We start from the raw sequence: 21,251 nt of genomic DNA on the forward strand, positions 1-21,251 counted from the left end.
CCTATCCATCAGTTGTCTTCTGCACAGAAAACGGAACCTCAATACGTTGGCCATCCTCCGTTTCAATTACAAAGCTCCATTGACCTGGTGTTGTGTTTGTTCCTACAAACCAGTTCCATTCAACAATCCCGTCTGCATTGGCTGAGGTCCAGCCCAAGTGCTGAGCTGTGCTTTCACCTGACTTATAAAGTACAGAAAGGGTAGCATTCATCCCAGGTTCAACCTTGGCCTTGATCAAATTGTATACACCCTTCACAGCAGGCTCAGGCTTGACAAGCAACTGTATGGAATGCTGCGCATCCTTATCCCCTGTTTCATCTCCTGTACCTGCTCCCTCTCCTGTATCACCAATCCAAAGACGTTCCTCAGCCGCCGCTTGGAGCACAATGTTGCGATACAAAAAGGGGACTTTCATCGGTAGTTCATACGATAGTTCTACTCTAAAATAAGGGTCCTTAGTTTCTGTAAGAGAGGGTACATGTACGCTCGTTATATGAATACGGTCATACTCCAGAATACTTTTCTCCATAAAAGGCTTTAGCATCGGCTTCAGAACAGGATCAAGTGCAGCCTCCGTCAAGCGTCCCCGCAACTCCTCCAGCGGCTTTTGACCGCCTTGAACAGCGTTTTCTACCCAGTCGCCGATTGGAGGTGGCAGTTGGGCAGCGAATTGGCTTGCATATTCACTCACAGATAACTTGGGAAGTTCATCTAGCGGTTTGCGGACTGCATCTATTTTAGCGGACGCCGCCTCCACGGCTAGAGACACCGGGTAGATTTTAGCCGAAACCTGCTTAACCGTTTCTGAAGCAGTAGTCTGCAAGGCTGTGGAGACCAGTGTCATTTGGACCATATAAATGAGAAAAATAATAAAAAACAAAAACAATGGCAATACCAGTGACGCTTCTAAAACAATACTTCCTTGTTCACGCTGCTTCAATCCACAAGCCTGCCGTAGATAATGATTAATAGGAAAAATGCGCTGTTTTCGTGACATAGTACACACTTCCCTTAATACTCTCGTCTTCTTTGGAGGCGGTTCCGAGCATTTTCATTACTCCAGGTAGAAACCACAGCCTCATCCCATTCTTGACCTCACCCTTCGCATACGTCCGTCGCTCAGCTGGATTGACATCTGTATTCAGGCGGATCAGAGCAAGCATACGGGACATTTTTCGTTCATTATTGCTATGGAGCATCAGGAACAATCGCAAATGATCCTTGTAAGTCATTCGAAATTTAAGAAAATCAGACAAAGGCACATCCCCTTTTTGCGCCAGCATGATCATATCTTCAATCGCCTTCTCTACTCCATATAACAAAGCTGCCGCCAAAACGACCAACGGGTTACCCTTTGAACTGTTTTTGACCAGTCCCTCCATCGTTCGAATGGCAAGCCTCATAGCAAAAATCTCCCCATAGGCAGCTGCCAGATTACCCGTCGGATTATGAAACCCATACAAGATGTACTCAACTTCTTGATTATTCACCTCCAGCTGGTCCCCTAAAATCTGTGCAGCATTACCCACATTTCCACCTGATCCGGCCAAATTGCCAAATCGGCTGAAATCCACATGATGGAAGTATGAAAGTGCATATTCATTCTGGTAAAACTCGTCTCCCAGTTGAGTCAGTAAGTTAGATGCCGCCTCGTATAGACCATCCATACTATCCATGGAATCCCCCGCTGCATCGTAGGTGTCATAGGACAAATCAGCAGATACAGATGGACTGGATGAAGACTGATTAAAAGAAATACTTTCATTGTAATACTGCTCTACCACTCGGAATTGCTCAGCACTTTGTTTACCTTTAGAAAGAACCTCAATGATCCGATAGGCTTGCTTGAGCTTGTTTTTCGCCTCTTTTTCCATTTTTTTGCGTTCTTTGTCCGGGCCGCGTCGCGTATCCATCGTTCTGGCCTCACCGTCGAGTACATTGGCGGGTCCCGCCCAAGCATATGCATTTAAGTATTTATCTATCTCCTTGAGCCTTGAAGCAACTTCTTGCTTGAGCATGTCTGCATTCAAAAATGGATCTGTATAGAAAGACAGCGTACGCATCATGCCCGTTATTCTATTGTTAGCAGTATTTATTGCGATCCTTTGCTTTTCGATTCCTGCTTCCCATTGCTCAAATTCATTGCTCGGAACCAACAAATCCTCTGCCCTTTGCCGGGCACTTCCTACAGACGGATCAGCGTTGGAGCCTGCTCCGCTTGGGGTGGGGGCTGCAGAAACCTCGTCATAGCCTGCATTGGCCGCCCTCTGCTTATATTGAACAATGACTTTGCGCATTTCTTCATTAATCTGCCGGGCTTCATTTAACGGTTCCTTGGCTTGCAGAAGCAGCTTATCATGCTCCTCTCCAGTCTGAACCATGACCTGTCGCAGGCGATCCAGTGCTTTCCTTGCCCTTCTTGCATATTTCTCCATCTGCATGATTTTAACGTCATCCACACTCTTCTTGTTGTCCTCATATACATGTACGTAATGCTTATATTGAGCAGCAATGTCGGCTACAACTTCAAGTGGGTCCCATATATACTGATTAGGCATATATGTCCCCCTCTGTTTAATTATCCGTTTGCGAACCTCTTCCATATAAGCTCCTGCCTTACGCTGTTTCTCCAGCATGTCATCCAGTTTGGCCTCACGTCTGTCATACAGCTTTTGCAGCCGTTTCAGCAAATCTACCGTGTGTGAAGCCTCCTTCATATTTTGAGAGAGTGGCTTTAGCTTTTCTAGCACTTCCATCGTAAAATCTACAGGCGCTTTATACTTCATCTCTTCACGGATCTGCTCGTTAAATATGGCATATTTACCAAGCTCCCTTTCCATTTGCAGTGAACTGGAATCCAGCTTCATATTCATTAGCGGTAGCGTTTCCGCGCGCGCCGTACGCCGCGCACTGTCATTCAGCACTTTGACCATAATTTGTTCGCCGCCGCCTTCACCATAAGCAAACAAACCGTACTCCTGCTGTAATGCCGGATCATAAGCAGACATCACTGACCGTACTGCTGCATGGGTCAGCCGTTCAGTCTGCACATGCAGCGCAGCAATTCTAGCGTAATCAATAAATACAGCAATAAAACCGAACATGACCGCCAAAATCAGAATGAGGAATACCGTGACAGCACCTGATTCTCCGTCCTTTGTATTTCGTCCCTTACCAAACACCCGCTTCCTCCTTTCCAGTTATATTCCCGTTAACTACTCCTTACTGACCGTTTTGCCCATATTGCATCAATACTTTCCCTACAATTGCCGGTTCTACCTTTTCACCTGAGCCTCTACCCATAAACTTCGCACCATAGTAACGGACCAACTCCACTGTACGAATCCATTCCACAGGTTCCACCACACCCGAGCTCATTTTTCCTTGTAAATCTGTCTGATCTAAAAACTGATTCAACAAAGGTACCTCCACGATCTTATTTAGCTCTGTGGTCACCTTACGGTGAATCATACTGTTCTCATATGTCATCTGCCCATGCATACCCGCAGGCATTCTATTTTCTGCATTGGACAGCTTCTGAGCAGGTAACGAGCCTCCTTCATTGCCGCCCGGTACCTGTACACTTTCCTGATTATTGGCTCCGGCCCAGCCAAACAGGGCGCCTAACATAACGTCATCCTTCAAGCGCCAATAGAGAGAATCCCGTTGCCCTTGCGCAAATGCTCCCGTACGCGGGTCCTTAAAGCTGTTATCCCAACTGTAAGCGGCTCTTTCCGAAGCAGTAGAGGCAACCTGCACCAATATAGATTTTTGATATATATACAGGCAAAAGAATAACATTATAAAAATAACCAGCAGCAAAATGGGAAAGACGAGGGAAGTCTCCAAGGAGAAGCTTCCGTCCTCTTTTTGTACCAATTTGCACAGCATTATGAATCCATAAAATCGTTACTTTTTTTATCCGCCTTTTTCAACAGCCCTTCTACAATTTTCTTGATCTGATCTTTAAAAATAATCGCCACCGCAATCAGAATCGCAATGATCAGGATCATTTCTAACGTCCCCAAACCATCCTCATCCTTGTGCAATTTACGAATACTACCTGCTACAATTGTCATCATCATTTTATTCCTCCTACATATTCATCATCATTAAAGCCGGAGCGCCCACCAGCACAATGACCGTTAGCAAAATTAGTGCCATCGGGAAGACTAACTTTGAAGAAGCCTGTTCCCCTCTTGTACGGCTAATCGAAGTCCGCTTGCTCCATAACGTCTGAGATAACTCACGTAAAGCCATTACAAAATCGCTCCCGCCACGCCTCATATTCAATAAAACTGTTGTTGTAAATATCGTCACTTCTTGAATACCACAACGTTTGCTCAGATGTTCAAATGCCTGTTGAAAGGAATAGCCACTTTCCCATTCCCCCACTGTCTGCAGCAATTCCCGATACAATGGGTGTACCGTATCCGCCCCTTTACGCTCCACACAATGAAGCAAAGCCCGTTGTACTGTCTCTCCCGCACCAACCAAAAGCATCATTTTACTCAATAATTCAGGCAATTCCATTAAGATTTGCTGATCCCGCTTCTGTACTTTCCCATGCAAATCCTTGACCAGCGCTACTGGCACCAGAACACCGAGCCCCAAGCCAAGCACCAGTCCGGTCGCTTCCCCGCCCATCATAATGGATATTAAAGCTCCACCAGCAGCCACCATATATCCGTACCCCAACATTTCTGCCAGAAAAAGCATCGTTTTTTCTCCGCTGTTGCGCATACCATACAGCTTCTGTATGGAACGCTGTAGCTTGAACATCAGCAAAGGCAACCTATGAGTGGCACGTGAAACATGAAGTATGTGTACAAAAGGCACCGAAAGTTTTTGCAGCCGCAGTCCTTCGAGCTTCATATGGCGAAAATGTGCATACTTAGCAGTGTACATTTGGTTCAGCACCACCCAACCTCCCACTTGCAGAACCAGCATAACCAGACAAACCAACGTCACCACACCCATCACTCCTTACACTTCAATCTTCATAATGTGGTTGATCCACACGAGACAGCCACCAAGCACCAGTAGGCAAAAGGTTGACAGAATCATACCTGTACCGCTGTATAAGGGCATCATGTAGTCTCCTGATGTCACTGTCATAAACAAAACAAACAAAAAAGGCGCTGCAAACATAACCCTCGATTCAAAACGTTTCTGCGCAATCATTACACCGATCTCCTGCTGAATTTCCAGCTTCTCACCAATGACACTTGAAGCCCGTCGTACGACTTCCACCAGATCACCTCCGGTTCGTTTGCAAGCCGCAAATACGTCCGCAAAATTCGTAATATCCTCCATCTGAGCCCGACGAGCCAAATCCTGCAAAGCAGCCTCTACAGGCTGTCCGATTTCAAGGCAGGCTGTAATAATGTTAAATTCAAAAATTAGATCGTGATCTCCATCTGGACTAAGCAACCTCAAATCCTCTACAGCCTCACGAAACCCATTCTCCACCGATCTTCCCGCTGAAAGAGAAGACGAAAGCGAGTATAAAGCCTGCTTAAATTGAATGCCCAAAGCAGACCTACGTCGTTGCAGCAAAAACTTTCTAAAATAACGAGGCATCACCACAGCTCCAGCAGCACACAGCAACGATAATATCCATTGGTGATAAAATAGATATCCGATCGTCGCGAACAACACTCCACTAGAGAGAATGCACATACTTTTTTGTACAGTCGATAATGTATACACCGTATAATTTGGCAGAGAAGGGACCTCACGTGACACTTGCTTGGCAGTCGCCTTTCCTGTTCTCATGCCGATACTCCTCCCTTGTGCCAAATTTCCGGCTTGATCCCGGCCATTTGCAGCTTCAATGTATGTTGTAGCCCCCCACCACAACGTTCCAGTTCCCCTACAATTTGTCCTTTACTTTCTCCGTGTTCCTGGAAGCGATAAAGGGGATTCAGCGTCACCTCACCATTTTCAAAACCAATCACTTCGCTAATTTCCAGCACCCTTCTGGATTTGTCGCGTAGCCGTGACAGATGAACGAATATATCAATGGCCGAGCTGATCTGCTGCCGTACTACTCCAAGCGGAAGCTCTGCCCCACCGAGCACCATCGTTTCCAGCCGGCTGACCATATCGCGGATATTATTCGCATGCCCAGTTGATAAGCTTCCATCATGTCCCGTGTTCATCGCTTGCAGCATATCCAACGCCTCACTCCCTCTGACCTCACCCACCACAATGCGGTTAGGCCGCATACGTAAGGAGGAACGAATCAGATCACGAATCGTGATTTCTCCCTTCCCCTCGGTGTTCGCGTTCCGTGTTTCCATGGAAACCAGGTTGGGGACAGTCACAATTTGCAGCTCTGCCGAATCTTCAATCGTAATAATCCGTTCAGACGAAGGGATGAACTGGGATAATGCATTCAGAAAAGTTGTTTTACCAGAGCCCGTTCCGCCGCTTATAAAAATGTTGTACTTGCTACGTACCAAGTCTTTGAGCATAGCGGCGGCTTCTGTATTGAGTGCACCCATTCGTATCAAATCATCCATCGTCATGGGACGCTCGGGAAACTTCCGTATGGTCATCGTCGGACCCTTGAGAGCAACTGGCGGCAGCACGATATTCACACGTGATCCGTCCTTTAGTCGGGCATCCACAATAGGAGAAGCCTCATTCACAATTCGGTTCACCCCGGCTACAATCGTCTGGATCAAATCCTCCAGTCGTTCGCGGGATTCGAATTGATCGGGCACCTGAATCACCTCACCTGCCCGCTCCACGAAGATTTCCCGATGACTATTGATCATAATTTCCGTTACGGTCGGGTCGTCAATCAACGGCTGGAGCACATCCAGCCCACGGAAAGAGTTGAAAATTTTGCGGACAAGTGCATGCTTTTCTCGGGAAGTTAAGCTCGCCAGCTCTACGTCGTGTAAAATTCGCTTTTCGATATGCCGTACTAGATCTGTATCCTTTACCGAGGACGTTACGTCCAGCCCGTTACGAATATCCGCGCGCAATGCCTTAAATTGTTCCTCATTCATGTCATCATCCCCTTAAGACCAAGCAAGCGTCGACTGTGCTGCGCTCTCCATATCCAGCAGCTCGCGGCACAAATGACGAATTTCCCGCTGATAAATCGGTGAACTAAGCAGCAGCTCACGGTGCTGCATTTGTTTCCATGAAGGTATATAGGGTAACGCTCCGTTCAGTTCCATGAAGTCACGAGGTAACGAGTTGATCATAGTTCCCATGTAGCGATTCACCACAAAGCTGGTTTTGCATATCATGGCTTCAAGCCCTTCAGGCTGTGTAGTTTCTAAAACATCCAGCCATAATCCGCACTTGTGCATACTCATTAAATCGTCAGCCAGCAACCAGATCAGCTTATGACTAGCTTCAAGCACGGCTTGAGCCCGCTCACCATGTTCAGAATCGCAATCTACGATCACTACATCATACTGCCCGCTTTCAGCAATCGTTCGAATGAGCTCTTTCGCTTCATCACAAGTCATGTCTGTCAATTCCTTGCGATTATAGACAGGTTGAAACGTATCAGCCTGAATTTCAGGACGACGCACACAATACGAAGCCAAAGATAACGAAGTGTCCTCATTTCCCTCCGACTTGAGATCATACAGCAGTCTGGACAGTCCTTCTCCTTCTCCTTCTCCTTCTCCTTGTGCTCCGCTAGAACTGTCTGAACCAGTGAACAACGAGCTTGAATCCACCGTTTCCAGATTCAAGTAGAATACCGAATATCCCTCATACCCCAGCTGCTTGGACATATTGAGCGCGGCCGTTGTCTTGCCCAATCCACCTGAAGCTGCCACCATGCCGATAATCATTCCACCTTCCCGACTGTTTACGCTTTTCCGACCATTCAACCTCTGTCTCGCCGTTTCCAAAATAATACCGGCCAGTTCAGATAAAGGCTGATATTTTAATACAGGCTGCCCATATTCACTTACTTGTTCTCCCTCATGTAATACCAAACAAGGAATATCCGCATCTTCCCGAGCTGTCCATAGATTCAGAAAGGGCATTTCACCTACTACCACATCTGGTCTTTTCATTCCGCTAGTTTCCATCATGTATTGATGAAATGCCTCCGGCTGCGAAAAAGCCGTTATTCTGAGCCTTCTGGCGTACTCGCTTCCGTGAACATAATTCAGCAGAGGCTCAATATAATCCCGGCCTTCTACGGCCAATACCACTTTTACCGGAACCAATATGCTCATCCCCTTTCCCAACACAACAACGCAAAAAAGCACCGTTCATCCATCCGTAAGTACATACGGTTGGTGAACGGTGCTTCCGTCACGTGCAATCTATTTATTGGTAGAATAGCATAGCACCTGTGTTAGAGCAAGTATTTTTTGCGCAAGTATTTTCTTAGAATTCTGGTACTAGGAGAAGGCGGGCAGTCTAGCCCCGCCTCCTACGATCTTCAACTTAGTAGAATTTGTGGTGACGACGATGACAGTCATGATGGCGATGATGGCGACGTTTCCGGCAATGACATTTCTTATCAAAGTCTTCATGTTTCCAGTGATCACGTTTAAATTTTGGTTTAAACTTAATGACAGTCACCTTAATGATTTTCTTAAAAACACGTTTTTTTGGCTTTGGAAAATGACAATCATGCTTACGATGTTTATACATTCAAACTCGCCTCCATTTCTTTGAGATAGAATATACTATGGAAGCAGTGAATAACCGGTAACCAGCATATGACTATTTATGAATGGATTGGGCATTTTAATAATCTGTCTCCAGCTTAATATCCGGATCATAATCCGCCACGATAAGAACATCCATATGACGTGCTTGACGGAGAATCCTCGGCACAACCGCAGTCTTCCCCCAATAGCTACTTCGGAAAGACTGCCCCACGATGAGCTGCGTACCTGAATATCCTTCTACTGGAGCAATCAAAATGTCGGCAATCTCGCGCCGACTGGAAACAAGCCGAATTTCAAAGGTTCCCCCCAGTCGGTGGGTCAGCAACTTTAGTTGTTCCAGACGAGGGTTCAACCTCTCCGGTATACGCTCCCCAACATGAACATAAGTCACAATCCACACAGCCTTCAGGCGAAAGGCGATACGAAAACCGCGGCGAATCAACCTTTCAGCATTTTCGCTTAGCGTCACGCCTACAAAAATCACTTCCTCCCTGCGCCACGGTCCCCGAAGTGACTCGTGCCGATCCCAGGATTCCAGCCGCTCATCTACATCATCTGCCAATTCCCGCAAAGCAAGTTCTCGCAGCGCAATTAGATTACCCAGCTTAAAAAAGTGGCTAAGTGCCTGCTCCACCTTCGCAGGAGCGTAAATTTTGCCCTCACGCATACGTTGCTGTAACGATTTGGGAGCCACATCAACAAGCTGGACTTCATCGGCCAGACGCATCATATGGTCGGGGACAGTCTCTCTCACCCGAATGCCAGTAATTTGTTCTACTGCGTCATTCAAGCTCTCCAGATGCTGCACATTCATTGTGGATATAACAGAAATACCTTGTTCCAAAATGGCCAGTACATCCTCATAACGCTTAGATCTCAGACTTCCCGGAACGTTGGTATGCGCCAGCTCGTCAATTAGCACTACCTCAGGATTACGCCTGAGAATGGCTTCAGTGTTCATCTCTTCCAAATGTGCACCATGACGCTCGATAGACTGACGGGGAATCATCTCCAGAGATCCTACCTGGGCTAGTGTTTCTGCTCTTCCGTGCGTTTCCAGCAATCCGATAACCACATCAATCCCGCTTTCCAGCAGATCATTTCCCTCTCTCAGCATGGTGTATGTTTTGCCGACCCCCGGAGCAGCCCCAATATATACTTTGAGCTTGCCCCGCAGAATTTTGGCTTCCTCAGCCTGTACTTCCTCAACGCTCAAACGATGATACGGATCAGTATCTCCTTCCTCCTGTCTCATCGTTGGCAAAATCCGTTCGCCCTCCTGCTCGGCTCGGTCTGCAATCAACAGCAGATCCATATTTTTCATTCGTTTTAAAATTCCGTTCACCAGTGATCCTTTAACCAGCTCCTGCCACGGAGTCTGCCGAGAATGCCCCATAACAATTCGGGTAACATTGTGAGTCACCGCATAATGGATAAGTTGACGTGGCAGCCTTCTGCGGGAAAAGAGCGGGATTTCTTCAAATGTCGAACCGATCTTATCGGCCAACTGCTCAATGGAACGTTTGAAGGCTGCTGATTCCTTGGACAGCTTGCGCTTCGAGCTGACAAAAGAGACCACCAGCATATCTCCACCCAACCGCTTGGCCACCTGTTCTCCCCTACGTACATAAATGGACCCATTCCAATGATATTGGACAGGCACCAAAATACGCTCTGCTGCTCCTGACGCCCCGTGCAAGCCTAGCTCCTCCCGGTGCCGTTCCAGCGAATCATTCACATCCTCTGCTACTAATCGCAGAGCGAGCTCACGCAATTTACCCAAATTCCCCCGGTGAAACATCTCTGGATTGGGCGTATGCATGTAACCTTTCGCCAGCCGTTCCAGAATCATCTCCGGGGTGGCATCAATTAGACGAATTTCATCCGCCAGCTCCAATGTATCAACCGGAACCGTATATTCCGCTTCAAAGCCAGTCAGCTGATATACCCACTCCGTGATCCCTTCGAGTTCATAAACATTGACCGTCGTAATGACGCTAATTCCCATCTCCAGCAAATACCGAATATCCTCCAGCCTTGTTGGAAACGAGGCGTCTTTTCGGTTATGATGTGCCAAATGATCCACCAGCACCACCTCAGGATTTCGTGCCACCAAAGCTTCCAAATTCAGATCCTTTTGTTCTTCGCCATCCTTCATCCAATGAATACTGGGTACTCGCTCTAGCGAGCCGACCTGTTCCACGGTCTCACGCCGTTGCAGAGTCGATACCGCACAAATTACAACATCAATCCCTTCATGCTGCAGCGATTGTCCCTCCTGCAGCATATGATACGTTTTGCCAGAGCCACTGACCGCGCCAATGTATATTTTGAGTCTGCCTCGATGCAATTTGTTAATGGAATCCAGTATCTCCTCTGGTGATTTACGTTTGAAGCTCTCCAATTTCGTTCCTCCCCGCAGCGTAACAGCTCGTTCCGAATCCTTCTGTGTGATTGTAAAGAATGTACTCCCGTGTCCCGGTTAATTCAAGATGACCCAACAAGCTTGCCTCAAAAAAAGCCGCACAGATTAGCATAAGCGTAAAAAAGCGTGCATTCAGGCACTTTATGCCCGTCTGCACGCTATTTTGAGTAATTCATATAGGATCACTTCCTACGAGACTCACTTGCTATTTTCGCCAACAATTCCCCGTTGTTGAAATAACTTTCGCCATACCACACCATGAGACGGGGAAAATAGAAAAGCCAAAAGCAGCAACACACCCGATACACACAGCATACATGCCGCAATAGAAGCATCTAATACAGTTGCTGTATAAAAGCCTACGATCGAGCTAGTGGCTCCAACTCCCACGCTGTATGCAATCATACGGGACAGCTTCTCCGTCAGCAAATAAGCGGTAAGAGGCGGTACAACGAGCATGCCAACCACTAGAATTGCACCCACACTCTCAAATGACGCCACTGTCGTTAGTGATACGAGACTCATTAGCAGATAATGAAAAAAAACAACCGGAATGCCCAATGAAGCTGCCAATGCGGGATCAAAGGAAGTGACTTTAAATTGCTTGAAAAAGCCCCCTACCACGAGCAGATTGATCAAAAACATTGCGCCCGTAATCCACACAGCCCTCGGACCTATATCGAAGCCAGCAATCTCTATCGTATTCCACGGGACATAAGCAATTTCCCCATACAAAACGTGGTCCATATCCAGATGAGCATTGGAAGCAAACACACTGATCAGTAAAACACCGATAGCAAACAATGTTGTAAACACCACGCCAATGGCAGCATCACTTTGCAGACCGCTTTGTTGGAATAGCTGAATCAGATAGACCGTTAGAAGCCCCAGCACGGCCGCACCAAACATCATCCACACCGAATCCCTCGATCCGCTGATGAGAAAGGCAATGACAATACCAGGCAGTACCGCATGACTGATGGCATCACCGATCATAGCCATTTTCCGAAGCACGAGAAAGCATCCGACGATACTACATCCCCCTGCCACTAACATTCCCGTCAGGATAACATAAAATGAACTCATAGGGCACGCTCCTCCCTGGGCAACGTTCCAACTCCCTGCTCCAGACTTTTTCTGGCGTTTAACCGAACGATAGCCTTGGAAATCATTCCACGCTGCGGCGCAAAGATCAGACTTACACCAAATACCACAGTCGCACACAACACGCACAATGGTCCTGTAGGCAAATTTTGTCCCAGAGAGCTAATAACAGTCCCACCAAGACCCGCTATAGCACCAAACAAACCTGAAAGGCATACCATAACACCCAGCTTCTCTGTCCAGTATCTTGCCGACACGGCCGGGGTAATCAGCAGGGCAGCCATCATAATGACGCCCACAGCTTGAATGCCAGCCACCACCGCAATGACAATCAACAGCATTAATAACTTATCCAGTAGACCTGCCGGAAAACCAAGTCCACGGGCAAAGCCGGGATCAAAGCTGAGCAGCTTAAATTCCTTGAAAAATAATAAACATATTCCAATGAGCACCACCGAAATTACCGCCATCGTATAGACATCAGACAACACCATTGCCGCAGCCTGGCCAAATAAAAATTTATCCAGCCCACTTTGGTTGCCTGCGCCACTATGCTGAATTTCGGTCAACAACATAATGCCGAAGCCAAAAAATACGGACAGCACCGCTGCAATCGCTGAATCGCTTTTAATTCGCGAATACCGGGTTAACGCACTGATGGCAAAGGTAGCAACAATCCCTGCAATGGCTGCTCCAATCATAAATCCAAACATGGATTTTGTACCTGTGATCATAAAAGCCACACATACTCCCGGCAAAGCCGCATGTGCCAAAGCATCTCCCATAAGCGATTGCTTACGCAAATACATAAAACTGCCAATCACCCCGCTGCTTAAACCGAGTAAAATACATCCAAGCAAAATCCATTGCATGTTCGGGTCTGTCAAAAGCGCTGTCAAGCTTGTCATACTGCTCACCTCACTCCGAGTATCGTGCCGGATTCCGAACCTGTTTTGAGTATACTCAGACGCCCGCCATACGTACGTTGCAGATTTCCCCCGGTAAAAATATCTGCGGTCTCTCCAAATGCCATCAGATGCCCGTTCAACAGCATAACCTGGTCAAAATAATCCGTGACCGTAGATAAATCATGATGAACGACAAGCACGGTTTTCCCCTGCTGTTTCAGATCGTTCAGCAATGAAATGATAGCTTTTTCTGTTGCAGCGTCCACACCAACAAACGGTTCATCCATAAAATAAAGCTGAGCGTCCTGCGCAAGCGCTCTCGCCAAAAAAACGCGTTGCTGCTGCCCGCCTGACAATTGACTAATCTGCCTGTCTGCAAATTTGCTCATTCCAACCTTGTCCAAACTCTCCATCGCAGCCTGACGATCTGCTGCTCCCGGACGTTTAAACCAGCCCAGTCTGCCGTAACGTCCCATCATAACCACATCTAGAGCATTCGTCGGAAAATCCCAATCCACCGACTCCCGCTGCGGTACATATCCAACCTTGAGCAGCTGTTGCTTATAGGGCTTGCCGTAGACCAGCACCTCGCCCCTGAGCTTTGGAATCAGCCCAAGCACGGCCTTGATCAGTGTAGATTTGCCAGCCCCGTTGGGGCCGATAATACCAATCAGCTTACCTTCCGGCACCTCAAAGGAGACATCGAACAAAACGGGCTTTTTTTGATAGGCTACCGATAAATCACGAACAACAAGTGGTGAATGTCCCATGTGTCTACGCCTCCTTATTTAAGAGCTCTAATGATCGTATTCACGTTATGCTTGACCATTCCAATATACGTTCCATCTTCTGTCCCCTCTTCACCCATAGCATCCGAATAAAGCTCGCCGCCAACCTGTATGGTATGACTTTGCTGAGCTGCACCCTGAATAACCGCATCTATGGCCTTTCTCGGAACACTTGATTCTACAAATATGGCTTTAATTTTATGCTCCACCAGATAATCTCTCAGCTTGGTCACATCTTGTGAGCCCGCCTCTGATTCTGTACTCATGCCTTGAAGGCCTCTTACTTGAATCTGGTAAGCGTCTCCGAAATAGCCAAATGCATCATGTGCCGTGACAAGTACGCGCTGTGCCTTCGGTATACTGGCAATCTGCTCTCTCGTGTAATCGTCCAGTTCTCGTAGCTCAGCGAGATAAGCTTCGGCATTGGCCTTATAATCCTCCGCATGAGCAGCATCAAGTGCCGACAATTCATCTCTGACGGTTTCTACCGCAGACATCCAGTTTTGTACATCAAACCAGATATGTGGATCATACTCAGATCCCATTTCTGGGCTAGCTGCACGCAATTGATTTTGGGCAATGTTTTTGGACACGGGTATAACAGGCTTTTGCTTGCCGATTTTCTCCAGAATGTCCTGCATTTTCCCTTCCAGATGCAACCCGTTATAAAAAATGATGTCGGCTTTATCCAGCTTACGCATATCTCCCTGAGACGCCTTGTACAAATGTGGGTCAACGCCTGACTTCATAATTCCCGTGACCTCCACATGAGCACCGCCGACCTTCCCGACAATGTCAGAGATCATACCGATGGTAGTCGTAGCCTTTATTTTCTGTCCCGCCTCTTTCGTAGCTCCCTGTTCTGTCTTCTTGGCATCTGTACATGCAGTCGCTAGAACCAGAACTAGAGACAACACTCCAACCGTCGCTACCCATTGTGGCAAAGCCTTCTTAAACTGCTTGTTCATGTTTTAAAATCCTCCTTTTAATATTTGTTTTAGGACAAACTATTTCCTTGAGACAATTATTTTTTATCCATACTATATTTTAGAGTATACACTAAAGTTTTTACCTAAGGAAACATTTTTGAAATATAAATCTTAACTATTCTTTTATATCATTCGATTTTGGCTCTCCGAATGTGTAATATATAGAAGATATCCGGTCGTTATACCAAAGAAACCATACAAAGAAGGTGCAAGTCATGGACCCAACAGGATACAGCCCTAATTGGAACAAGCGTCGGCAAATACAGTTACGAAAAATACTGCTCATTTTTATGCTGGTGTGTTGTCTGTTTGCCCTAACTTCCTGTGCTCGGGGTGACATTCATGTAGATGTTCATCTAGATCAAAGTGTAGATATGAATGCAACGTTCAGTGTAAACAACCAGACACTGATGATGTTGGACAATCCGGGGCTGCTCGATCGATTAGTTCAACGTATGCAAAGCAATAATGTAGACGTGCAGCCGCTTTCGGAACAAGGGAGAAAGGGATATCAAATAAAGGGGCATTATCAAGGGGATTGGGGTACAAACCAAAAAAATCCCGATCAGGGTTTAAACCTGCCTGAGGGATTAGAAATAAATCGCGCAGTGAGCCAGCATTTTTTCACAACCAATATGGATCTTACGCTTAAGCTCGATTTGCCTCGGATGCTTCCTGAAGAAGCTCGTGGCCTGAGTGATAAATTAGAACAAATGAATGTGTTCGCACGCAAATTACTAGAACGGCAACTGGATCTTAACTTCAGCCTATCCCTGCCCATCCAGCCTGCTTCCAGCAATGCGGACCGTGTGTCGGATGATGGAAAAACACTCTATTGGGACATTGCTCCATTAGAGTCAAACGAGCTAAAATTGTCGGTCAACGTACCCAATGTACGCCATATCGTGTATGTATCGGCTACGGGTCTCATACTGATCGCGGTAGCTGTGATATTACTGATTCGTAATTATCGTCGTAAAAATAAACATAAATAAAGCAACTAAAAAAATCGTTTCCTAATTTCTGGTGGGGGGATCTGACATTGATCCTCCTCATCCTTGCCAAACCAACGATATCGGTTACGCGCTACCCAGTTATAGGCTGCGTTGCGCACAAAGCGGGGAATCAAGATGAATACATAGGCCAGCGGGTATGGAAAACGAAGGCGTTTGGCAATCCGTAAAGCTGCAGTTGACCTTGTATAATACGTACCGTCTTCAATCAGAACGAATGTATCCAGTTGATCTGTAGACAGTCCACCTGCACGTAAAAGTTCTTGCCCTACCTCGGATTGCAGGGAACCAAAATGGAATATTCCCTTAGGATCACGTTTGATAATGAAGCGGGTTGCTCCCTGACAAAAGTGGCATACCCCATCCACCAATACAATGGAATGTTCGGTATGGACATGATCAGACTGGTTCATCAACGCATTTCACCTCCACAGAGAAATCAACGGCATGAAAACGCAACGGTTCGATTATAAACAAAAAAACGCCGAAAGTATCCGACGCTTGTCTAGAAATGTATAATCCTTGCCTGTTCGAAAAACTAGCTCAATGCTTTCTCAAACAGCTGTTTTGCATTAATTTGCTCTAAAAACTCATCATGGAACTGATCCATACACTTGCAGATAAAATCCTTATGGCATACCGGGCAAGGCGTCGTTAGCAGTCGACTAATATTCGTCAAAGTCCACTCCGGATTACGTTGAGAAAAAACGCGGCACTCCGTTCCATCGGCCAAACTCATTTTAAACTCATAAAGCCCTTCCTTTTCGTTGCTACCAGCCAGCGTGAAATTAACAATATTCGGTCTGTAAGACATCATATCACCCGTATTTTTCAAATTTGTTTCGTACCTGATGACCAGAATCACCTATGACATCTTAATGAATTTTGGCGATGATGTCAAATGGACGCCATTCTCAGCGAATCAAGATTTAGGTGCAAAAGCCGCCGATCAATCGGCGGCCGTGTGTGAAATTTTTAAAAATGCGGTCAAATGACGTTGAGTTCAACATCAATGTTACCGCGAGTGGCTTTGGAGTACGGACAAAAATCATGTGCTTGGCGTGCCAAGTCTTCAGCCTGGGAACGCTCAATCCCCGGTATTTTTACATCCAGACGCACAGCTAACTGGAAACCCCCGTCGCTTGGGTCCTTGCCAATCGATACGTGGCTGGTGACCTCTACATTGTCCACCTTTACCTTGGCTTTACGGGCCACATTTGCCAACGCACTTTCATAGCATGCGCCATAGCCTGCCGCAAACAGTTGCTCCGGATTCGTAGCGTCTCCACCTGCGCCACCCAGTTCCTTTGGTGTGCTCAGCTTATGCTTCAATACCCCGTCTGAAGAAGTCACTGAACCGTCTCTTCCACCTTGTACCGTTGCTGATGCTGTGTATAACGCTTCCATGATTTCATCTCTCCTTCTTCCATCTTATTGACATTCCGCAGGAATCCTCGTCATGTTAATACATGATTTCCTTCTCGTATGTACTTTAAACGAGCCACGCAAAATGAATCATTTAAAAAGGGATGATAACCCGTTTATTTACCGTATTATTTACCGTTTAGTTCCACCTCTTTTGTGTTTACACTATATGTTATAAGCCCCTAACCCCTAACTTGATGGGCCGCCTGCATTTAGAAAATCCAAAACAACCAAGCTGCCCCTTGAGAGCAATATAGCTTGGTTTTTTCCATTGTTTAGTCTTAATTAAGATGGTCAATTGCTTCAAAAATACGATGATTTTGCTTGACCACACAAAAGTTGCACTAGACAAAAACTATTGTGGGTGTACAATAGGGATAACGCAATCGCTATGTCACTAATAATATATTTCAATATGAACAAAGAAGGTGAAGCGTATGAAAAATTCAAAGGGCAACTTCGCGGAAATCGCTTCACTATCAGAAGTGAATCGTTCTTTGAGCATCCCGAAGGATGGGACCTGGTTTCGGAAGTTTCTTGCCTTTGCTGGACCAGGCTATATGGTTGCTGTCGGCTATATGGACCCTGGCAACTGGGCTACAGACATCGCTGGCGGATCAAAATTCGGCTACACACTACTTAGTGTTATTCTAATCTCCAACCTGATGGCCATTCTGCTGCAAGCCTTATCTGGCAAGCTCGGTATTGCTACAGGTAAAGATTTGGCTCAAATGTGCCGGGATGCTTACAGTCGCCCTGTCGCGATCGGCTTATGGCTTTTATGTGAAATTGCCATTGCAGCCATGGATTTGGCCGAGGTCATCGGTTCAGCCATTGCCCTGAAGCTACTGTTCGGTCTCCCGTTACTATACGGAGTCATCATTACCGCATTTGATGTTATGCTCATTTTGCTGCTGCAAAATAAAGGTTTCCGGGCATTGGAAACCCTCGTTATTGTATTAATGGCCACGATTGCCGGCTGTTTTGGCATTAATCTCATTTTGGCACAACCAGAATGGGGCGGCGTATTGGGTGGCTTTGTACCGGACTCACAAATATTGACGAATCCAAGCATGCTGTATATTGCCATCGGTATTATGGGAGCTACCGTAATGCCACATAACCTGTATCTGCATTCTTCTATTGTACAAACCCGCAAATATGAGCAGACATCAGCAGGTAAACGGGAAGCTATTACATTTGCAACTTGGGATTCCAGTATAGCGCTCATGTTCGCTCTATTCATTAATGCAGCCATCTTGATCGTAGCAGCTGCCGTATTCCATACAGCAGGAAGAACAGATGTAGCAGAGATTAGTGATGCCTATTATCTGCTTTCGCCATTGCTGGGAACCACACTTGCGAGCATACTGTTTGGAGTGGCGTTACTCGCCTCAGGTCAAAACTCGACCGTGACAGGTACTTTAGCCGGACAAATCGTGATGGAGGGCTTCTTGAATCTTCGTCTCTCACCTTGGTTGCGTCGTCTGGTGACCCGTCTTATCGCGATCATTCCAGCGGTCATCGTCACTGCGATTGCTGGTGAAAAAGGTGCGGAAGAGTTGCTTGTGCTGAGTCAGGTTATTTTATCCATCCAGCTTCCTTTTGCCATCATTCCATTACTGCTCTTTACCAGTGACAAAAAGATTATGGGTGAATTTGCGAATAAAATGTGGCAAAAAGTACTAACCTGGATCGTGACCGCTATCATCATTATCTTGAATGTAGTGCTTATTATTCAGACAATTACAGGTTGATAGACTGTTTGGATGTAACCAGTAAAAAAAGAGGTATTCCAGGAGGCAAAATAGCCATTGGAATACCTCTTTTTCATCATGATCCCCGTACCCATTACAAATAGAATACTCCCCAATTGTCGAATGCTCCCACATTCGGATATCCCAGAATTCACTAAATTATCCAAATAAGCATCGTATCTTTGAATCTTCTCGCCAACATGGAGATGAAAAAGTTCTCCTTCCCTTTGCAAGTGTGGATATTTTTCTAACATAAGGTCTATCGTTTCTTTCGTATATTTACGACTCCCTTCCAATGTAAATCTATACATCATTGGATTGTAATGATATAATCCGACTATAATCCTTTACTAAATATTTAGTATAAAACATTTAGCAATAAAGTTATGGAGGAGATATCATCATGAGTACAACACGTGTAATGGTTCTTGGGCTCTTGCTGCAATATGGAGCAATGTCAGGATATGAAATACAACAGAAAATGCAATCAGCACAGACGGATAAATGGGCTTATGTGCAACCAGCTTCCATATATCATGCCTTAAAAAAACTGGATTCAGAAGGAATTGTACGTTTAGAAACATTAGAACAGACAGGGAATCGGTCCAAAGCTATATATGCTATCACGGAGACTGGAAAAGGCGAGTTTAGTCGACTTTTAATCGAATCATTTAAAGAAACTTCTGTTGTGTTTCCAACAGCCCTGTACACAGCTTTGACTTTTATGGATGAGGCTGGCCTCCATGAAATAGAAGAAGCTTTAAGTTTTCAGCATCAAGCCATTGAAAAAATTTATAAAGAAATGAAACTAGGCCAGGAGCAAAAAGCTGAACTTATGGATATCCCTGTAAACGTCATGTTAATTTTCAAAAATATTTATGATCAATGCGAGCTGCAATTAAAATTTATTAAGCAAATTAAAGAGGAAATCAGAAGAAATTTATAGGAGGATGTAATGATGAAAATGAGTAAAGGAGCGCACTATAAACAAAAAGCTGCTCTAACGGTTGTCGGATTAGCTGTGTTCATTGACATGTTAATCTATGGATTAGTCGTCCCCATTTTGCCAAGATACGCAGATTCTCTTGGAGCAACTCAAACCGAAATTGGATTTTTATTCAGCAGTTATGCAATTGCACTGTTTATAGCTACTCCTATTTTTGGTCTGTTAACGGATCGAATTGGGAGAAAGACTCCTCTGTTATGGGGGTTAATTGGACTCATAGCTTCCACTTTAATGTTCGCCATAGCCCACACCTTCTGGCTGCTTGTACTGGCACGTGCTCTTCAAGGGGTCGCAGCCGCCATGACCTGGACAGCAGGGCTCGCTCTGCTGGCTGAGCTATACCCATCTGAAGAACGCGGCAAAGCCATGGGCTTGGCGTTGTCTGGGCAAGCCGCTGGAACCCTTCTCGGACCGACAATAGGCGGTTGGTTGTATCAATGGGGAAGTTACCAGTTCCCTTTTTACCTTGCCATCGCATTGGCCGTCGTCGATGCTGTACTTCGACTAGTACTCCTGCACGATATTACGGAAGAGAAAAATGAAAAGTACTTATCTCCTTTTTCGTTCATGAAAAATAAAGATTTGCTTTTGGTTATCGGGGTTGTAATTATCGGTGCATCCGTCCCAAGCGTACTTGAGCCAACATTACCGTTACACCTACAGCATAATTTTAACGCTAATCCAGGAGTTATCGGACTGTTATTTGCTATTCCCACACTTGCTTATGGCCTGGCAACCCCCTTTATAGGTCAATTCTCCAGCAAGATCGGCTATAAAAATGGAATTCTCCTCGGTCTACTTATGGTATCCATTGCTCTTCCTCTAACTGCACTTCCAGCAATATTATCACTTCAAGCTGTTATTTTAGCTGTTTTAGGAGTTAGCATGGGTATGGTTCTTGCTCCCTGCTTACCTCAACTTGCTGATATTTCTCAACGAAGTGGAATTCATTCTTATGGAATTACTTTTGCTCTCTATAACACGGCATACTCGATTGGTCTAATGATCGGCCCTATTTTGAGCAGTACTCTCACCGATTTAATGAATATTAAATTATCTTACTTAGTCATTGGTATTATTGTATTAATATACATGTTGGTACTCGCTTCAGCCTTAAGGAAAGCCAAAAATTCATCAAACAATATAAAACTAAGTAAATAAGTAAACAACAAA

General features: G+C 45.7%; 20 protein-coding genes. 4 read left to right on the top strand and 16 right to left on the bottom strand.

Annotated features, from left to right (window positions below; genetic code table 11):
* Window position 1 precedes the first annotated feature (1 nt).
* The 13 genes from KSP24_RS08885 to KSP24_RS08945 all read right to left on the bottom strand — a co-directional run bounded on the left by KSP24_RS08885 (window position 2) and on the right by KSP24_RS08945 (window position 14,856).
* Window positions 2-997: a pilus assembly protein gene (locus KSP24_RS08885; protein WP_216974939.1), complete on the bottom strand. Its 996-nt coding sequence runs from the start codon at window positions 995-997 to the stop codon at window positions 2-4.
* A complete protein-coding gene (locus tag KSP24_RS08890; RefSeq protein ID WP_216974940.1) occupies window positions 966-3,182 on the bottom strand; it encodes a DUF5702 domain-containing protein in 2,217 nt (738 codons plus the stop codon). The genes KSP24_RS08885 and KSP24_RS08890 overlap by 32 nt, the downstream gene beginning before the upstream one ends.
* A 40-nt stretch (window positions 3,183-3,222) precedes the next feature.
* Complete coding sequence (locus KSP24_RS08895) at window positions 3,223-3,891, bottom strand: TadE family protein (RefSeq protein WP_013369964.1); 669 nt, start codon at window positions 3,889-3,891, stop codon at window positions 3,223-3,225.
* Window positions 3,891-4,085: a Flp1 family type IVb pilin gene (locus tag KSP24_RS08900; protein WP_013369963.1), complete on the bottom strand. Its 195-nt coding sequence runs from the start codon at window positions 4,083-4,085 to the stop codon at window positions 3,891-3,893. The genes KSP24_RS08895 and KSP24_RS08900 overlap by 1 nt, the downstream gene beginning before the upstream one ends.
* A gap of 10 nt (window positions 4,086-4,095) precedes the next feature.
* Complete coding sequence (locus tag KSP24_RS08905; RefSeq protein ID WP_216974941.1) at window positions 4,096-4,980, bottom strand: type II secretion system F family protein; 885 nt, start codon at window positions 4,978-4,980, stop codon at window positions 4,096-4,098.
* A gap of 6 nt (window positions 4,981-4,986) precedes the next feature.
* Window positions 4,987-5,778, bottom strand: a complete 792-nt coding sequence (locus KSP24_RS08910; protein WP_216974942.1) for a type II secretion system F family protein — start codon at window positions 5,776-5,778, stop codon at window positions 4,987-4,989.
* A complete protein-coding gene (locus KSP24_RS08915; protein WP_216974943.1) occupies window positions 5,775-7,022 on the bottom strand; it encodes a TadA family conjugal transfer-associated ATPase in 1,248 nt (415 codons plus the stop codon). The genes KSP24_RS08910 and KSP24_RS08915 overlap by 4 nt, the downstream gene beginning before the upstream one ends.
* 12 nt (window positions 7,023-7,034) lie before the next feature.
* The gene (locus KSP24_RS08920) at window positions 7,035-8,219 is read right to left on the bottom strand and encodes an AAA family ATPase (RefSeq protein ID WP_216974944.1); all 1,185 of its coding nucleotides are present in this window, start codon (window positions 8,217-8,219) and stop codon (window positions 7,035-7,037) included.
* Window positions 8,220-8,739: 520 nt separating this feature from the next.
* Window positions 8,740-11,067, bottom strand: coding sequence for a histidine kinase (locus KSP24_RS08925; protein ID WP_216974945.1), 2,328 nt, complete (start codon window positions 11,065-11,067; stop codon window positions 8,740-8,742).
* 219 nt (window positions 11,068-11,286) lie between these two features.
* Window positions 11,287-12,174 (bottom strand): metal ABC transporter permease, encoded by an 888-nt coding sequence (locus tag KSP24_RS08930; RefSeq protein ID WP_019686573.1) that lies wholly within the window; start codon window positions 12,172-12,174, stop codon window positions 11,287-11,289.
* Complete coding sequence (locus KSP24_RS08935; RefSeq protein ID WP_216974946.1) at window positions 12,171-13,100, bottom strand: metal ABC transporter permease; 930 nt, start codon at window positions 13,098-13,100, stop codon at window positions 12,171-12,173. Before KSP24_RS08935 ends, KSP24_RS08930 begins: the two co-directional genes overlap by 4 nt.
* Before the next feature lie 5 nt (window positions 13,101-13,105).
* Window positions 13,106-13,870, bottom strand: coding sequence for a metal ABC transporter ATP-binding protein (locus tag KSP24_RS08940; protein WP_025677759.1), 765 nt, complete (start codon window positions 13,868-13,870; stop codon window positions 13,106-13,108).
* Window positions 13,871-13,884: 14 nt separating this feature from the next.
* Window positions 13,885-14,856, bottom strand: a complete 972-nt coding sequence (locus tag KSP24_RS08945; RefSeq protein ID WP_216974947.1) for a metal ABC transporter solute-binding protein, Zn/Mn family — start codon at window positions 14,854-14,856, stop codon at window positions 13,885-13,887.
* A 236-nt stretch (window positions 14,857-15,092) separates the two neighbouring features.
* On the opposite strand from KSP24_RS08945, the gene KSP24_RS08950 reads away from it, so the two are divergent.
* Complete coding sequence (locus KSP24_RS08950; protein ID WP_216974948.1) at window positions 15,093-15,872, top strand: DUF3153 domain-containing protein; 780 nt, start codon at window positions 15,093-15,095, stop codon at window positions 15,870-15,872.
* Between the two features lie 5 nt (window positions 15,873-15,877).
* On the opposite strand, the gene KSP24_RS08955 is transcribed toward KSP24_RS08950, so the two are convergent.
* From KSP24_RS08955 to KSP24_RS08965, 3 genes are all read right to left on the bottom strand, one after another.
* On the bottom strand, window positions 15,878-16,303 hold the full coding sequence (locus tag KSP24_RS08955; RefSeq protein ID WP_058711850.1) for a thiol-disulfide oxidoreductase DCC family protein: 426 nt from the start codon (window positions 16,301-16,303) through the stop codon (window positions 15,878-15,880).
* 125 nt (window positions 16,304-16,428) lie between these two features.
* Window positions 16,429-16,755, bottom strand: a complete 327-nt coding sequence (locus tag KSP24_RS08960) for a hypothetical protein (protein WP_013369949.1) — start codon at window positions 16,753-16,755, stop codon at window positions 16,429-16,431.
* A gap of 122 nt (window positions 16,756-16,877) precedes the next feature.
* The gene (locus tag KSP24_RS08965) at window positions 16,878-17,297 is read right to left on the bottom strand and encodes an organic hydroperoxide resistance protein (RefSeq protein WP_040101864.1); all 420 of its coding nucleotides are present in this window, start codon (window positions 17,295-17,297) and stop codon (window positions 16,878-16,880) included.
* A 455-nt stretch (window positions 17,298-17,752) separates the two neighbouring features.
* Here KSP24_RS08965 and KSP24_RS08970 point away from each other — a divergent pair, with 455 nt between their 5' ends.
* The 3 genes from KSP24_RS08970 to KSP24_RS08980 all read left to right on the top strand — a co-directional run bounded on the left by KSP24_RS08970 (window position 17,753) and on the right by KSP24_RS08980 (window position 21,239).
* Complete coding sequence (locus KSP24_RS08970; RefSeq protein ID WP_013369945.1) at window positions 17,753-19,072, top strand: Nramp family divalent metal transporter; 1,320 nt, start codon at window positions 17,753-17,755, stop codon at window positions 19,070-19,072.
* A 403-nt stretch (window positions 19,073-19,475) separates the two neighbouring features.
* On the top strand, window positions 19,476-20,018 hold the full coding sequence (locus KSP24_RS08975; protein ID WP_013369943.1) for a PadR family transcriptional regulator: 543 nt from the start codon (window positions 19,476-19,478) through the stop codon (window positions 20,016-20,018).
* A 12-nt stretch (window positions 20,019-20,030) separates the two neighbouring features.
* On the top strand, window positions 20,031-21,239 hold the full coding sequence (locus tag KSP24_RS08980) for an MFS transporter (RefSeq protein ID WP_216974949.1): 1,209 nt from the start codon (window positions 20,031-20,033) through the stop codon (window positions 21,237-21,239).
* The last annotated feature ends 12 nt before the right edge of the window (window positions 21,240-21,251 follow it).

Source organism: Paenibacillus sp. AK121 (genome assembly GCF_019042715.1).
GTDB lineage: Bacteria > Bacillota > Bacilli > Paenibacillales > Paenibacillaceae > Paenibacillus > Paenibacillus polymyxa_C.

What these genes read in the sequence shown, in the direction of transcription:
- KSP24_RS08885 (WP_216974939.1), bottom strand. Translation starts at nt 997, where the DNA reads ATGTCACGAAAACAGCGCATTTTTCCTATTAATCATTATCTACGGCAG.
- KSP24_RS08895 (WP_013369964.1), bottom strand. Translation starts at nt 3,891, where the DNA reads ATGCTGTGCAAATTGGTACAAAAAGAGGACGGAAGCTTCTCCTTGGAG.
- KSP24_RS08900 (WP_013369963.1), bottom strand. Translation starts at nt 4,085, where the DNA reads ATGATGATGACAATTGTAGCAGGTAGTATTCGTAAATTGCACAAGGAT.
- KSP24_RS08905 (WP_216974941.1), bottom strand. Translation starts at nt 4,980, where the DNA reads ATGGGTGTGGTGACGTTGGTTTGTCTGGTTATGCTGGTTCTGCAAGTG.
- KSP24_RS08910 (WP_216974942.1), bottom strand. Translation starts at nt 5,778, where the DNA reads ATGAGAACAGGAAAGGCGACTGCCAAGCAAGTGTCACGTGAGGTCCCT.
- KSP24_RS08915 (WP_216974943.1), bottom strand. Translation starts at nt 7,022, where the DNA reads ATGAATGAGGAACAATTTAAGGCATTGCGCGCGGATATTCGTAACGGG.
- KSP24_RS08920 (WP_216974944.1), bottom strand. Translation starts at nt 8,219, where the DNA reads ATGAGCATATTGGTTCCGGTAAAAGTGGTATTGGCCGTAGAAGGCCGG.
- KSP24_RS08930 (WP_019686573.1), bottom strand. Translation starts at nt 12,174, where the DNA reads ATGAGTTCATTTTATGTTATCCTGACGGGAATGTTAGTGGCAGGGGGA.
- KSP24_RS08935 (WP_216974946.1), bottom strand. Translation starts at nt 13,100, where the DNA reads ATGACAAGCTTGACAGCGCTTTTGACAGACCCGAACATGCAATGGATT.
- KSP24_RS08940 (WP_025677759.1), bottom strand. Translation starts at nt 13,870, where the DNA reads ATGGGACATTCACCACTTGTTGTTCGTGATTTATCGGTAGCCTATCAA.
- KSP24_RS08945 (WP_216974947.1), bottom strand. Translation starts at nt 14,856, where the DNA reads ATGAACAAGCAGTTTAAGAAGGCTTTGCCACAATGGGTAGCGACGGTT.
- KSP24_RS08950 (WP_216974948.1), top strand. Translation starts at nt 15,093, where the DNA reads ATGGACCCAACAGGATACAGCCCTAATTGGAACAAGCGTCGGCAAATA.
- KSP24_RS08955 (WP_058711850.1), bottom strand. Translation starts at nt 16,303, where the DNA reads ATGAACCAGTCTGATCATGTCCATACCGAACATTCCATTGTATTGGTG.
- KSP24_RS08965 (WP_040101864.1), bottom strand. Translation starts at nt 17,297, where the DNA reads ATGGAAGCGTTATACACAGCATCAGCAACGGTACAAGGTGGAAGAGAC.
- KSP24_RS08970 (WP_013369945.1), top strand. Translation starts at nt 17,753, where the DNA reads ATGAAAAATTCAAAGGGCAACTTCGCGGAAATCGCTTCACTATCAGAA.
- KSP24_RS08975 (WP_013369943.1), top strand. Translation starts at nt 19,476, where the DNA reads ATGAGTACAACACGTGTAATGGTTCTTGGGCTCTTGCTGCAATATGGA.
- KSP24_RS08980 (WP_216974949.1), top strand. Translation starts at nt 20,031, where the DNA reads ATGAAAATGAGTAAAGGAGCGCACTATAAACAAAAAGCTGCTCTAACG.